This window comes from Paenibacillus sp. LC231, assembly GCF_001860525.1.
Taxonomy (GTDB): Bacteria; Bacillota; Bacilli; order Paenibacillales; family Paenibacillaceae; genus Paenibacillus_AQ.
In genome coordinates this window covers 144,456-159,226 of record NZ_JFOM01000056.1, presented here as the reverse complement: position 1 = coordinate 159,226, position 14,771 = coordinate 144,456, and the positions used below count along the sequence as shown (strand labels likewise).

Here is a 14,771-nt window from a genome sequence, read left to right as displayed (position 1 = left end):
CTTTGACACGATCAGAACGGTAATCCGAATTTTTTGCCTTTACGCTTGCGGGCTTCCTTCTTCTCTCTAGCTTCAATATCCTGCGGTGTTTCCCGGGTCCCCCATGTCGACTTCCAGAAGGTAAACCAGGCCACCGGCATCTGCCATAACAGGACAAACTCATAGAACAGACAGAACACGAAGCCGAACACCCAGAGCTTGCTCTTGCGAAACAGCAGGTGGGCAAGACTCATCAGCAGCGCCATCAGCAGCAAGCCCATCAGGAAGGTCCCCGGGATAATGCCGTGAACGATCGGCACGTACATCAAGTTATAGGCAACCACGACAGGCGCGGCAATCGGCACGATTAAGCCTATATAGAAAAACAATGCCATAAACGGCTCTTTGCGCCAAATAAAGCTTCCGGCCCGGAGCGACTCGCGCAGCCAGGAGCGCTTCCAGCGCATCTGCTGCTTCAGGAACACCTTCATCTGCGAAGGGACAATCGTCGAGCATATGGCGGAATCCTGGTAACCGGTGCGATGTGTTTTCAAAATAAAGTTCGTCATGCTTCGGTCATCCCCGAAGGTGGCCGGTCTGCCCAGAAACTTCTGGTTCAGCCAGGCGTCCGCATGCTGCAGGATCAGCTCTTTCCGATAGCAGGATAACGGGCCCGACAAGCAGGTCACGCTGTCAAACCAGGACTCCGCCGCTTTCATGATCCGAAAGGCAATATAATAACGGACCGTCTGCAGCTTCGTCATATTATTGGTATATTTGTTCTCGACGTCCGTCCGGCCGGCCACGCCGCCCATCTTAGGGTCCTGAAAAGGCTGAACGAGGTGGCGAATCGCCGTCGGGTCCAGAAAGCTGTCGGAGTCCACGAAGACCACCAAATCATGCTTCGCCATCTCCACGCCCTTGACCAGGGCGGCCCGCTTGCCCGCATTCTCCGGCAGCACCGTATAGGACAAGCGTTCGCGGGTCGCGTAACGCTCCGCCTCGGAGTGAATCACTTCAATCATATCCTTGATCTGCTGCACCGATTGGTCTGTCGATCGGTCATCTACGACGATGACCTCCAGCTTATCTACCGGATAATCCTGATTAATACAGCTGAGAATCGTACGTTTAATCCAATCCGCTTCATTGAAGCAGGGGATTATAATCGAAACCCCTGGTGTATAATCCGGATGGATCGGCACATCGCGGTACAATGCCCCAAACAGATAGCGAGTTAGCAAAAACAGGGCTGCGATTAAGCTGTACAAATACAGCACCATGTTGTATTTAAAATAGATAATGCTCTCGGCCCGCATCAGTATGATGAAGAGCACCGCCACGAACATCAACGCGCTGGCAGAATATACGGAATATCCCCACCGTTTGCGCTGAAAATATTCAGTCAGCGGCTTCTCAAATTCCAAGGCAAGCATATGTTCTTCACCGGATTCTGCCAAATTCGTGGCCCGACGAACGATGCTTGCATCCATCCTTACAGCCGATTCGAAACCTTCCGGCATCGCGCCTGGCGGGATGCGGAATCGGCCTTTTACCTTGTCGCCCACTTCAAGACCTGAAGAAGCGTCCGGCAGCTTGAGCAGCAGGCCCGTGGCCGAAATGTCGGCTGCCTGTCCCTTAATCCCGGCTTTTTTCTTTTTCCCCTTGGGGACGATCCATACTTCAAATTCCGCTTCATAACGCAAGCTGAGCATACGCAGCTTGTTTAAATATTCAGAGCTGGACAAATCATCCCCGGGCTGCTCAGCCCGGTTGCCTCTCCGGTCCGCGTTCAGACGAATCTGCTCCGGGTCAGGTACATAGGAAAGAGTACGTCTATCCGTGCGCGGAACCGCAAGAACTTCTTTAGTGCTCTTCGGTTGCTTTCTTTTTATAATCCTCATTGCTTTCTCCCATCGTTACAAACTCCAATAATGAAAGCCATTTGCTTCATATTCGGTTTTTGGATAAGCTCCCTTCACGTCGATCAGAAGCTTCTCTCCTTCAGAGCTAAACATGTCCTTGAATTCGGCAATCCCAAGCTGCTTGAACTCCCGGTGAGCGACGGCGACAACCGCAATCTGAATGTCTTTCAATTCGCTCATGTCCGACAGCTCGATACCATATTCCTCATAAGCCTGATGCGGGTCTACATGCGGGTCCGTGACCATCGGTTGAATTCCGTAGTCCTGCAGCTCCGTAATAATATCGATTACTTTGGAGTTGCGGATATCCCGGCAGTCTTCCTTAAAGGCCAGACCCATTACCGCCACCTTCGCCCTCATCAGATCGATACCTTGGCGAACCGCGAGTTTAATGACATGCTGAGCGATGTATTTCCCCATTCCGTCATTAATATGCCGCCCGGCCAAAATAATTTTGGAATGATATCCCGTATCCTCGGCCTTATACGTCAAATAATATGGATCAATTCCGATGCAATGTCCGCCAACAAGCCCCGGCCGGAACGGGAGGAAATTCCACTTCGTTTCTGCAGCCCGCAGCACGGCATTCGTATCGATATCCATCTCGTTGAACAGCATGGAGAGCTCGTTCATGAAAGCGATATTGATATCGCGCTGGGCATTCTCGATGACTTTGGCTGCTTCCGCCACCCGGATGCTTTCCGCCCGGTGAACGCCTGCATCAATAATCAGCTCATATAGGCTGGCAACCGTCTCCAGTGCCTCCGGGTCATTACCGGACACGATTTTCACGATGGTCTCGAGTCGGTGTACCTGGTCTCCGGGATTGATTCGTTCCGGGGAATACCCCACCTTGAAATCCTCGCCCAGGCGCAGGCCGGACTCTTCTTCAAGAATCGGAATGCAAACCTCCTCCGTTACGCCCGGATAAACCGTTGACTCATACACAACAACCGCTCCCCGGGTCAATGCGCGGCCGACCAATCGGCTGGCATTGCGCACGAATTTCAGATCCGGGACGTTTCCGCTTTTTACGGGTGTAGGAACGGCGACAATAAAGCAGCGCGCTTCCTTCAGCTTGTCCGGATCCGAGGTGAAGGACGCCGAGCAGTTCGCAAGCGAAGTATCCCCGATCTCACCAGTAGCATCGAATCCGCTGCGGTACTGCTGCACCTTGGCCTCGCTCAGATCGAAGCCGATGACATCCAGCTTTCTTGAGAATGCGACCGCCAGCGGCAGGCCCACATACCCAAGACCGACAACCGCTAATTTGTCAACGCGGTCCAACATATTCACATATAATTCCATCTTATTCCATCTCCATTGCGGCTTTGTCCTGCAGCTGCATCATGTCCGCCATTTTTACAAACGTATATCCTTTATTCTTCAACCCTTCGAGTACTCTGGGCAGGGCCTCAATGGTATGAATGTCATCCAGCATATGGAGCAGAATGACGCTTCCCTTTTGTGTCTTGGTCATAACTCCGTTCACAATATCGTCGGCACTGTTGGAAATATCCCAATCCAGCGTAGTCACATCATACATTGCAATGGCGGGGTAACCGGCAGCCGCCAGCGCTTTGGCCCGTTCGTCATCTACCACGCCGGTCGGCGGGCGAAACAGCATGACAGGCTGCTGCTGTATGGCCTCCGTAATAACCTGGTGGGCCTTGACGACATCCTGCTGCAGCTCTTCCGGCGTTAACGATGTAACGACGGGATGGCTGTAGGAATGATTGGCCACATCGTGTCCGCCTTCGACCATCGCCCGCGCCAAATTCGGGTTGCTTTCCACTCCTTTGGCCCGCAGGAAGAAGGTGGCCTTCACATCATGCTCCTCCAAAATATCAAGGATGCGGGTTACCGTTTTGTCGCTTCCGAAATCATCAAAGGTCAGGGCAACCTCTTTTTTGTTCGTATTGACTTTATAAACCAGTTCATATTTCGCCTGTTCATAATCCGGGTTCATTCTAGCAGCGTCGTATCCCGGAATTAACTCGAGCGGTTTTCGCACGCCGCCATTGCGCACCAGCTCATCCAGCGTAACCAATTGATATCCGATATCGTCCACGGCCTGAGCTATGTATTTAATAGAAGAAACCACTTCCGGATTGACATCGGTATTCATGGAAATAATGCCGCCTCTGGAGATGTACCTGGTCACATACTCTCCAATCTCTTCTGCGCTCTGCATATTGCGATCCTTGGGATTAATGTTGTAACTTACAACGGCCTTCATTCCAAGATGTGCAGCTGCCAGCGGCGCTTCATCCGGATAATCGCCCGAGCGTGTCCGCACATAGCGGGGCTGGACGCCCGTTTCCCGCTCAATGATATCGTTCGCGAGTTTGATTTCCTTATAGATCTGATCGTAATCAAGCTGATTCATATCGAGCTGATTGAGCGTATTGTTCTCAATTTCATGACCTCTGGACAAAATGGCATCCGCAATGTCTGGTTCCTCCGCCACACGGATCCCCGGAAGAAAGAAGGTCGCCTTGATTCCATAGGCATCCAGCTCATCGATCAGGGCCATCATGGTCGCTTTATCGCCCATGCCGTTAAAGGTGAGCGCCAATTCTTTCCTGGCTGTGTAAACAAACGGGATTTCCCTACTCTTTTCTCCCGTATACCGTTCCACTTTTTGAACTGTCGCTGTCGAACCGCCCGCTTCATCGCTGGGAGCTTGCTTACCACCAAAAAGACCACAACCACCCAGTAACGCCAGGGTTAACAACAGTCCGGTCATTCTTATTAGCATGTATAACATTCGGGTTTTACTAAAATCTCTTTTCATCTGGATACTCCTTTTAAAATTTCAATCAGGGTTTTTATCAAAGCCCTTCCTGAATAAACCAATTGAATATAACACCAACCTATCATAATTGCTATAACATTTTGGAAAAATTCATGGATTTTCATCATTTTCATAACTTTGAATTACAATAAGGAACCCCGGTCGTCCAGCTTATGTAATCCGTTGCCCATGTTTTTTTCTAAACATGCTTTTACTCCCTGCCGCTCGATGATTCACATTATAGAATTCAGTTCTATACAATTTCTAAACATTTCCGATTTAACCGGGACCTGGCCCACTGTCAGACAAAAAAAATACCTCCGAAAGTCTCTTAAGACTCTCGAAGGTACGTTGAATTGTGAATGATTCATGTTGTACATGCTGCTCATGTTGTTACCATTTAACCTGAAAATCGCTATTGAACCTCATTCAAATCAAGGCTCTTCCCCAGCCATCGCGGTTCGTTTGTGAACCCAAGCCTGGTAGTGATGGACGGCCAGTCCCGCAAAGGAGTTATGGTCGCTGCCAAGTTTGGCGGCACGCAGAGCTTCGTCCTCCATCTCCTGCTCGCTCTTAGAATAAAAGGTCAAATGCTCGCCTTCCTCCGTATCCCCAAGCTCCATGCCGATCCAGACAGACTTGCCGAGTTCGTCGGCCTGCTCCAGCTCTTCCTTGGACAATTCATACATCTGCTCCCCGCTGTCCCGGTACGCCATAACGGCAATCGCGTCCGTATTCTCAATCATCCAGCGGCTGAACGAATCGGCATCCGCGCTGCGGGGGCCAGGTATCGAGTCAAGCCAGAAAGGAACGGCGGCGCTGAACGTTAGCCCCTGACGCTTTGCCTCCTGCACCCAAACCTCCATGTTCGCGCTCCATTCTTCCACCACCTGTGCCTGTTCACGACCCCATCTTCGGAGCACATAGGGCTCAACATCGAACTGCACGCCCTCGAATTTCTCCTCCGGCGCAGCCGTCCGATTGTACGCTTCCAGCCAGGCCAGCAGCTCCATCCCTTGTCGCCGGCCTTCCTCATAAGCCCAATCCGGCTGACCGTTCAAGGCATGGACGCTGATCCCCTGCTGATGAGCCGCAGCTACAAAATGGCGGTATTCTTCGTCCGTCACCTCTTGTTGAATCTGCAAAAAGATCGTTGTAATGCCTTCCCTGCCGCTAAAGGCTACAATCTCCTCCGTTTCACTCCGGATCAGACTTGCATCCCACAGCCATGTAGCCTTGTTCTGATTCACCTTGCCTGACGGGAGAAGAAAAAGGATCAGCAGCAAAAGACAGATGCCGGCAACCAGAATGATCCACTTCGCTTTTGCATGTATAGGCCTCATTCTTCTCGTCCATTTCATCAGATCAAGACAGCCTCACCCGGCTCAGCTACATGCTGAACGGAATGGCCGATCTTGTAGATATGAGGCTCGGCGAACGCTTTAAATGCATTTCGTGTATCTAAGATTGGCACGCCGGTCGAAGCGATCGAATGATAATCCAGATTGCTGTGGTTTGTAATGAGGACGATGCAGTCGTAACGGCTGAATTTCGCCAGATCATACTCCACGCTGCGTACCGTTCCGCCTTGCATATCCACGAAGCTGTGGGCATACGGATCGTAATAATCCACATAGGCGCCATTTTCCTTGAACTGTTCATATACTTCAAGGCCCGGGGATTCACGCAAATCGCTGATGTCCGGTTTGTAAGCCATGCCTAACAGCAGGATATTGGAGCGTTTGATCGATTTGGCATATTCGTTCAGAATCGTAGCCGTCTTGTTGATCACATAGTAAGGCATATTATCGTTGGTGGACTGTGCCAGCTCAATAAATTTGCTGTAGAAGCGGAAGCCCTTGGCCTTCCAGGACAGATACATGGGATCCAGCGGGATGCAATGGCCGCCGATGCCCGGTCCCGGATAGAATGGCATAAATCCGAACGGCTTGGTTGCCGCTGCATTGATCACTTCCCATACATCAATGCCCATGCGGTCACACATCATGGCCATCTCGTTGACAAAGGCAATATTCACGCTGCGGAACGTATTTTCCAGCAGTTTGGACATTTCCGCAACTTTCGGGTTGCTGACGGGCACCACCGTCTCCACATACTGCTTGTATAACGCTTCACCCAGCTTTAGGCAGGCATCCGTCGTTCCTCCGATGACCTTCGGCGTATTTCGGGTATTGAACCGGCTGTTGGATGGATCGACCCGTTCCGGCGAGAAGCACAGATAGAAGTTTTGGCCGACCTTATAACCGAGCTTCTCAATCGGCTGCTGAATCAGCTCCTCCGTGGTTCCCGGATAAGTCGTGCTCTCCAGTGTAATTAACAGGTTAGGCTTCATAAAGCGTTTGAGCTGATCGACTACCATTGTAATGTAGGATGTATCCGGGTCCTGATTCTCGCTGAGCGGCGTCGGCACGCAGATGCTGACGGCGTCGATCACAGCAATCATGCTGTAATCCGTTGTCGGCTTAAAGCGTCCGGTCTCCATGCATGCCGCAAGCTCTTCGGACGAGATGTCACTAATATAGGACTCGCCGCGGTAAATGCGGTCAATTTTGTCAGAATCCAGATCGATACCGATGACCGTGAATCCCTGTCTTACCATTTCCACAGCCAGCGGCAATCCTACATAGCCCAGTCCCACAACACCCAGAACGGCTTTCTTATTCTCAATGGCACTCAATAAAGTTTCATATTCCTCATTCACAAGTATTCAACCTCCATCGGATGTTTAGTCTATTCGTCTATTTCTTTTGCCTATTCGCCAAAAGACAGACCTCGTTTTGTTGAACTCTCTCCTTGCGATTAAAGAACCTCTCAGCTCAACTAATCACGTATCATTCAACATTCATTAATTCTCATCAAACTAGAAGCGTTAGTAACGATGTGTTTAATGAAGGCAGCGGCGGATGCGGGCATCCAGTTCCACCGGCGAGAACGGTTTGGTTACATAATCATCCACCCCGTTTTGGAAGCATTGGCTGATCGTTTGCTCCACTCGTTTCTCCGTTAGTACTACAATTTTCGGCGGCTCCTTCATATCCAGCTGCTGGATATGATGGATGAAAGGCAGGCCGTCGATGCCATGCAGGTTGAGCTCGGTCAGCACAAGATCCGGCTCCCATTTCGGGATGAGATCCAGCGCCTCCAAACCGTCAACGGCCTCAAGCGTTTCATAACCTTGCATGGCTAAGCGGATCTGTAAAAACTCCCTCACCGTGGCATCTTGATCCACGATGAGAATGCGGTTTTGACCGCTGTCTGCTTCCTCCTGCGTAAATATATGAATATCCGAAGAGGTGCTGAGCTTGGTCGCTTCCGCCATCTGCTTCAACGTCAGCGCTGATGGCACTTCCGTAAGCGCGGCAAGCGTAATACGCGGATCTGCTTGCTCCAAACGGCCTTGCAGATGCTGCTTCAGGAGCAATGCCTGATAATGGGCGGCATCCAGCGAATATCCAGGCAAGGTAACGGCCATTACACCGGTTTGGGTGTCTTGCAGTACCTCACCGTTCACGCCGGACAGCTGATCCACAAAACTTTGAACCTCTGCCAGCCCAGCCTCCGTCTCGGACAGATTGCCTGCACAGTACAGAAACAGCAATGCTGTTCCATGGCTATGGTTTCTCACTTCCTCCTCCAGGCGGCCGTAAAAATCTACGGCCTGCACGCGTTGCAATGTTGCGGATTGAGACATAACTGTAGGTCCCACCTCTCTTTATATTTTGATGCTGTTACATATGAACCGGGCCTTGAAGTCAGGCAGCCTCGTTCTTATCTTTCCAGCTCTGCCGGGTCATGGTCCCCCATGAATTGTTGTTTTGCAGATATTGAATATGCCCCTGTACTCTCCACAGCACGCCTAACTGGTGGTATCCCACAAATTTGAGTGCCGAGAAGAGGAGCATCTTCACCAGATCGGACAATTTGGTATACCGGCGGAAGGCCATCTCCTCCAGGATGAGAGCTCCCACGCTGAGCAGGTACCCACTTAAAAAATTGACGAGTCCAAACACGACCAGCACATGCCAATTTGTCATATCCAGCAATACATATCCAAGCAGAGCCAGAAGGCCCGTAATTCTGAAGTAAGGGTTTAACGCTTCAAAAATAACGTTGTAGGGCATCGTCAACATGCCCATGACTTTATATTTCGGATTGAACACCATATCGCGGTTCTCGATCATGTTCTTCAAGTTTCCCCGTCCCCAGCGCTTGCGCTGATTGGACAGAATGTTGTAGCTGTCCGGCGCCTGCGTCCAGCACACCGCTTCCGGACAAAAGGAAACGCGGTACTTGATTTTATTTTCCAGCATATAGCGGTGCAGTTTGATAATGATGTTCATATCTTCGCCGGGGTAGCCACCCCGATAGCCGCCCACCGCGATGACATAATCTTTCCGGAACAAGCCGAAGGCTCCCGAGACGATGATGAGTCCATTAAAATGGCTCCACCCGATTCGTCCTCCCAGGAAAGCTTTTAAATACTCGATCGATTGAAACATCGGCCATATCCGGCGCGGCAAGGATACGTCCTTAACCTCTCCGTTCTCAATCACGCAACCATTGGCGATCCGAACATCTCCGCCGATAGCCACCGTTTCCTCCGGATTCTCCATGTACATGCGGGCCATCCGGATCAGTGCATCCTTCTCCAGCAACGAATCCGCATCGATGGAAGAAATCAGCGGATAACGGGACAGGTTAATGCCCGCGTTCAACGAATCCGCCTTACCGCCATTCTCTTTGTCAATGAGATATAGCTGAGGGTATTGCGGATTATAATAAATGCCGCGAACCTTGTTCGTGCTGATGTTGCCGCGAATCTCCGGATTGGGAAGCAGCGTCAAACCATACTCCTCAATCAGCACCTTCAGCGTTTCGTCGGAGGATCCGTCATTGATGACAATGACCTCATAGGTTGGATAGTTCAGCGTCATCAGACAGCGGACATTCTCCGCGATAGTGAGCTCTTCGTTGTAGGCCGGAACCAGCAAAGATACCGATGGAACCAGTTCTGAACCCGAGAGCGTATTGTATTTGGAATACGTGGCGCGTCTGAAAATATCCTTAATATTTCTGAAAGAAAACATCAGAATTACAAAATAAAGCGCGCTAACGATCATGACGTAATAAATCGCCACCATCCCGTAAGTGAGCAGGATATCTCTAAGCAGTGTAATCTCCTCCTACTCCTGCAACCGTGCTGATCCGTTTGTTCGTTTGAATACCGAAATAACGATCGTACACCAGTTTTCTTTTGTTAAATGCCACCATTTGTTCGACTTGCTCGTATTCGCCTTCGTTGGACATGATCCGTTCGATCCGGTACAAGGCCGTTTCCCTGGCTGGACCTTCTCCTGTCAGGGCGGCTTGGCACAAGGTCTCGAAACCTTGTTCTCCCAACATCGCAAGACTCTCCGCGCTGTTGTTGCGCACATGCCAATTCTCGTCCTTCAAGGCGGAAGCCAGAATCGGAATGCTGCCTGCGGCGTGCAGTCGTCCCAGCGCTTTGGCCGCTGCGGCACGTACTTCCCACTCATGATCATTCATAAGCTCCGCAATGGTATCATCCTTCAGTGCCGGATAGGAGCCAAGATACAGCTTGACCGCCTCCGCACGTACGTCCTTCTCCTCGGATCCGACCAGTCGATCGAGTGCCGGCACGACAGCCGGAATGGCCTGCCCCCACATGGCTACAAGCGATACCTTGACCAGTCCAGGATCGGGATCATCCAAGAGCTTGCGCATGAGGCTGGCCGAATCCAGCCGGGTTTCAAGCAAAATATCGGCAGCCATATGATGAATGGCTTTATCGTAGGACAGCAGTTTGGACAGCATCTCTCGAATCTGCTGTGACTGAACTGCGCTTTTGGCAATCGCCCGCGCAATGATGATGGTCATCGGGCCGTATTTGGTGCGGTTCATCAGCTGCTGAAGCTGCGGCACAGCCTCTTCCGCACGCATCCCTCCAAGGCGGTAGACCGCCTCGATACGACGGTCTTTCCGCAGGCTGGATAATGCCCGAACCTCCTCTTCCACAAATCCGGCTTCCCGGCATAAGCGCAGTAGCTTGTCTCTGGCGTCCCCTTTGAATTGCTCGATCCACTCGATAAACTTGGCTTGAATGACCCGGCGCTCAGCCGAAGTCAATTTGCCGGGCGGGAGCACCAGCTTCGTATCGTCATGCAGATGACTCTGGACATACACAAAATAGTCATGATGTTTTACTGTTAAGCGTTCCGTTTCTCTTTGTACAGCATTGTGCTTGATCTTCATTTGGAACAACAGGATAATGCCGGCTGCAATAAGGCCGAGACATACATAGACAAAGACGTATGCCATTTCTAAATTTGAAAACATATCCGATGGCTCCTCCTTTTATTTAGCATCTGGTTTCCGCTCCGTTTCAGACAGACGGGTGAATATGTCCTGCATATCATAATAGCTTTGTTTTAATCGTTCACTGTACTTGGTTGCTTCCCATAGTTCCCAAGTATAAGGTTCAATCTCCTCCAGGTTGATGGACTCTGCCGATCCTGATGCTGACTGCCCGTTATTCTCAGATCGCTGCGCGATCCACGGAGCCAGCCGGATCCCTTCCGCTGTTATCGTGCTGAATGTACGCTTATCTTGAAGCGGGCTGTAATCCAGCACCTGCAGCGAACTCGGATCCCCGAACCCAAGCAGCATCCATGGAATTCTCATCTCCACGAACCTGTCTTGATACTGCCAGGCCGTTAGAGAATTAAAATCCGGAGATTGCGGATCGCTGGTCCCCCGTTTCAGCATCCCTACTCTTTCATCCACAAACGGATGGGAGAAGCGGGTATCCGGCGGATTCATCAGCAGGCTGATGGCCAGCTTCCAGGCATGAAACGAACCTCCGGACACCACAGGATCGTCCTTGGTCCCCTTCGCTTCCTCTCCTGGCAGCATCCAATACCCCTCTTTGCCGTACAACCGGCTGTGGAAATCGTAGGATGGCGCAATGGTGACCTGGGACTCATCCTCTTGACCTAACTGGATCAAAGTTTCCAAAGCTCCACCTGTAAGCGTTCGTCCCGCCAATTCTTTCTTGGGGATGTCGCCGCCAGGGATCGTATCTGCTCCGATGAAAAGTTTGGAACGTTCGGGATCAAACGCCTCCTCCAGTTCCATGCCGATATACAGGTAGGCTTCATCATGAGTCAGCTTCATGTTCTTGACGCCCGGTGCTGTTCCGGACCAGGTCTTGACTTCCCCTTCGGGAACTTTATCCCAATCGCTGAGATCCCCGTCGATCGTGATCTGCTCTACCTTGCCCGGCTGCATCGCGAGAACGCCGAACATCTTCTCATTCGTCAGCACATTCAACCAGAATGCCCGGCGGTCTGCCGGTATTTCTAAAGGCATCGTATTCCATGTCTTCTTGAACCATTCGTCCTGCCACATGAACAGGATCGCCCCGGAATAACCTTCGTCGTAAATATCCTGGGTCAGCGAGACGTTAACTAAGCCTTGCTCAGCTTCATCATGCCCCCCTTGATCCTTACCGCCGGGACCATGGTGCGAAACACCGATGGATGAAGGTACGCCGTACTCGGTGACCATAATCGGCATATCTTCGAAAGCTGCCTTCAATTTTCGCAGGTAGGCTTTGTACGTGTTGTAACCCCCATTACCATCAGGAATGGTCTGCAGCGTTTTGTCCGTCCGGAAAAAATCCGGGTAGTACGGGTACACATGGTATGCGGCAAAATAACCTGCATCCCAGTTCACCGGTTCTACATGCCTTGCATCGACAGATACCAAGTCCTCTTCAAACAGCGGTTCACCCGGATGCTCAAGCACGTCCGTTGTAACCCAATTGGTAAATGTCATCGGATGCTGCCATCCGTACTTCTGCTCCTCGGCAGCCGTATGGTCCAATAAAGATGCCAGCCAATTCTCAAAAGGACTTGCGTCCTTCGTCCCCGAGAAATAGGACCCCTCATACCGAGGGACATCCTTATGTACCGTGTTAGTGTTATCGACCATGGTTGGGTCCCACTCAGTTCCCACGTGCCAGGCCATAAGGTACTTGCCTGCATTGACCTTATACTTGCCACTCGACTGTCCATGCTTAGCCTCAACATTGATATCGCCGTAGACAGCAGCAACAGCCTTCGATATCTCCGCTTTGAACGTCTGGACGATTTCTTCGTCATACGCATCCTTGCGCTCGATCAGCTGCTCCTCCGGTGACCATATGCCCTGCATGAAGTACAAGGGGTCATCACCTTTATCCCGGTTATATTTCACAAGTGCAGAATAGAAGACCGGATTATGCACGGTGTAGACCCTGATTACGTTCGCTCCCATGTCATCAATCTGTTTAAACCAGCGAAGGTAATCCTCCTCCGTTGCCGGAAGCTCACCGGGATAATGTCCGGGTACGGTTGCCCCCAGATTCACGCCTTTGGCAAAAACCTCTTTCCAAACTTCGTCATCCTCATATACGAGAAAGGAGGTTCCCTCTGTTTTGAATTTCATTTTCACGCCGTCCGCATCCGCATACGTCTTTAATGACGGCCGTAGATATCCTAGAATTACAGCGGCACCGCAGAGAAGCACTATAGTGAAAAGTGCTGCGATCACCCACCATTTTCGCCTGCTCATCGTCTTCGTTGCTCACCTGCCCTTTCTATGACATGTTTGTTGCTGCACCGACACGTGACGACTGAGCCATACTCGTCATTCTATAGCCGATGCGTTCCCGATACCATATTCCTTCTTTACCAACTTTTCCGATATCGATAGTAGTCAAAAAGAAGTAAAACAAACCTCTTCCACATTTTTCCCCCGGTAAAACTTACCGCTACCTCTTCAGCCCCGTAATTTGACAACTTAACAGCCTCATGTTAGTTGTGTGCAGTGGACAGCATCGCTGTCCGAATAAGGCTGGAACTGCACGACTTCATTCCATCTGAGGAAAGCAGCGATATGACGAAGATTTTCAGAAAATTTTCGTGAATCATAAGGTTAAACGCAAAAAAATTGCTAAAGTTCCGGTCATTTTTACATCATTATCCATAGTTATTACAAATTTGATACCAAAGTCGTATAAAAAAACGGCTGAGAACCGCATTCTGTAAAGGTTTGGCAATATTTACCTTTTATACAAAATGAGAATAGAGTCCTGTACCGGGATTGTGTAATATTCTATAGAATTGACACTCGGGATCAAGTGGTAAGTATCGCCTATTTTTTATGATTTCGGTTTGGATCTCCCCGCATCGTGGTATATAAATTAGTTTGGGGAATATAAAATCTGCGGCAGAATAACATAAATCAGACCCGGTCCATTGTAGGTCCGAGTCTGTTATTGGCGATATGAGATTGAAGATGTTACCATGATTACCGTTTATTCATCAAAGAAAAAACTGCCTTCACCACCAAAAAGTCGGATATCTTCGCTCCTTCACCGCATTATTGACAAGCAGAGCCACAACCACGATCATGACGGACCCGGCAAGCACAGGGGTAAACAGGAATGACCATCCGCTGCCAGCCATAATCACAACCAAAGGATCCGCACCAGCCGGTGGATGGGTCGTTTTGGTTATCCCCATCAAGCTGATTGCCGCTCCCACGCCGATGGCCATAGCCCAGATTCCGTCCCCCAGAACCTCAAGCGTAACGAGTCCCGTGAATGTGGAAATCAGATGACCTCCTACGAGGTTCCTGGGCTGTGATAGCGGCGCATCCCACACCGCAAACGCAAGCACGCAGCTCGCCCCAAAGGGTGCCATGATCCAAACACTCCCTGCAAGTGTCGTCAGAAGAGCCAACAATCCGATGGAAACAGCGCCGCCGATAAAGCCAATGGCGATATTCATGGGACGAACGGTCAACGGACTTCTAGCCCCTCCTTTCATTTTCTGTACATATGCTGCTGCCTGGTCCTTCATTGATTACCCTCCTATATTAATAATTAACTAGTTATTTAGTTATTTAGTTATATATAAAATAATGAATCCCAACCCTACATGTCAATACCTTTCTTGATAATTCGCGAATGATTGTGTACAGTT

Annotated in this window: 10 protein-coding genes; all 10 read right to left on the bottom strand. The window is 50.4% G+C overall.

The window, feature by feature from the left end:
* Window positions 1-11: 11 nt before the first annotated feature.
* Complete coding sequence (locus AK95_RS31120; RefSeq protein WP_071223791.1) at window positions 12-1,883, bottom strand: glycosyltransferase family 2 protein; 1,872 nt, start codon at window positions 1,881-1,883, stop codon at window positions 12-14.
* 15 nt (window positions 1,884-1,898) lie between these two features.
* A complete protein-coding gene (locus tag AK95_RS31115; protein ID WP_071223790.1) occupies window positions 1,899-3,212 on the bottom strand; it encodes a nucleotide sugar dehydrogenase in 1,314 nt (437 codons plus the stop codon).
* A 1-nt stretch (window position 3,213) separates the two neighbouring features.
* Window positions 3,214-4,665, bottom strand: coding sequence for a polysaccharide deacetylase family protein (locus tag AK95_RS31110; RefSeq protein WP_083397783.1), 1,452 nt, complete (start codon window positions 4,663-4,665; stop codon window positions 3,214-3,216).
* Window positions 4,666-5,135: 470 nt separating this feature from the next.
* The gene (locus tag AK95_RS31105; RefSeq protein WP_235613271.1) at window positions 5,136-6,044 is read right to left on the bottom strand and encodes a hypothetical protein; all 909 of its coding nucleotides are present in this window, start codon (window positions 6,042-6,044) and stop codon (window positions 5,136-5,138) included.
* Between the two features lie 17 nt (window positions 6,045-6,061).
* Window positions 6,062-7,423 (bottom strand): nucleotide sugar dehydrogenase, encoded by a 1,362-nt coding sequence (locus AK95_RS31100; protein ID WP_071223787.1) that lies wholly within the window; start codon window positions 7,421-7,423, stop codon window positions 6,062-6,064.
* 183 nt (window positions 7,424-7,606) lie between these two features.
* On the bottom strand, window positions 7,607-8,413 hold the full coding sequence (locus AK95_RS31095; protein ID WP_071223785.1) for a response regulator transcription factor: 807 nt from the start codon (window positions 8,411-8,413) through the stop codon (window positions 7,607-7,609).
* A 61-nt stretch (window positions 8,414-8,474) separates the two neighbouring features.
* On the bottom strand, window positions 8,475-9,842 hold the full coding sequence (locus AK95_RS31090; protein ID WP_235613270.1) for a glycosyltransferase family 2 protein: 1,368 nt from the start codon (window positions 9,840-9,842) through the stop codon (window positions 8,475-8,477).
* A 43-nt stretch (window positions 9,843-9,885) separates the two neighbouring features.
* Window positions 9,886-11,079 carry a HEAT repeat domain-containing protein gene (locus AK95_RS31085; protein ID WP_071223784.1) on the bottom strand — a complete coding sequence of 398 codons (1,194 nt, stop codon included), beginning with the start codon at window positions 11,077-11,079 and terminating at the stop codon, window positions 9,886-9,888.
* 18 nt (window positions 11,080-11,097) lie between these two features.
* The gene (locus AK95_RS31080) at window positions 11,098-13,356 is read right to left on the bottom strand and encodes a hypothetical protein (RefSeq protein WP_071223783.1); all 2,259 of its coding nucleotides are present in this window, start codon (window positions 13,354-13,356) and stop codon (window positions 11,098-11,100) included.
* 770 nt (window positions 13,357-14,126) lie between these two features.
* Window positions 14,127-14,648, bottom strand: a complete 522-nt coding sequence (locus AK95_RS31075) for an HPP family protein (protein ID WP_071223782.1) — start codon at window positions 14,646-14,648, stop codon at window positions 14,127-14,129.
* Window positions 14,649-14,771 lie beyond the last annotated feature (123 nt).

What these genes read in the sequence shown, in the direction of transcription:
- AK95_RS31085 (WP_071223784.1), bottom strand. Translation starts at nt 11,079, where the DNA reads ATGTTTTCAAATTTAGAAATGGCATACGTCTTTGTCTATGTATGTCTC.
- AK95_RS31105 (WP_235613271.1), bottom strand. Translation starts at nt 6,044, where the DNA reads ATGAGGCCTATACATGCAAAAGCGAAGTGGATCATTCTGGTTGCCGGC.
- AK95_RS31080 (WP_071223783.1), bottom strand. Translation starts at nt 13,356, where the DNA reads ATGAGCAGGCGAAAATGGTGGGTGATCGCAGCACTTTTCACTATAGTG.
- AK95_RS31095 (WP_071223785.1), bottom strand. Translation starts at nt 8,413, where the DNA reads ATGTCTCAATCCGCAACATTGCAACGCGTGCAGGCCGTAGATTTTTAC.
- AK95_RS31090 (WP_235613270.1), bottom strand. Translation starts at nt 9,842, where the DNA reads ATGATCGTTAGCGCGCTTTATTTTGTAATTCTGATGTTTTCTTTCAGA.
- AK95_RS31110 (WP_083397783.1), bottom strand. Translation starts at nt 4,665, where the DNA reads ATGCTAATAAGAATGACCGGACTGTTGTTAACCCTGGCGTTACTGGGT.
- AK95_RS31115 (WP_071223790.1), bottom strand. Translation starts at nt 3,212, where the DNA reads ATGGAATTATATGTGAATATGTTGGACCGCGTTGACAAATTAGCGGTT.
- AK95_RS31120 (WP_071223791.1), bottom strand. Translation starts at nt 1,883, where the DNA reads ATGAGGATTATAAAAAGAAAGCAACCGAAGAGCACTAAAGAAGTTCTT.
- AK95_RS31075 (WP_071223782.1), bottom strand. Translation starts at nt 14,648, where the DNA reads ATGAAGGACCAGGCAGCAGCATATGTACAGAAAATGAAAGGAGGGGCT.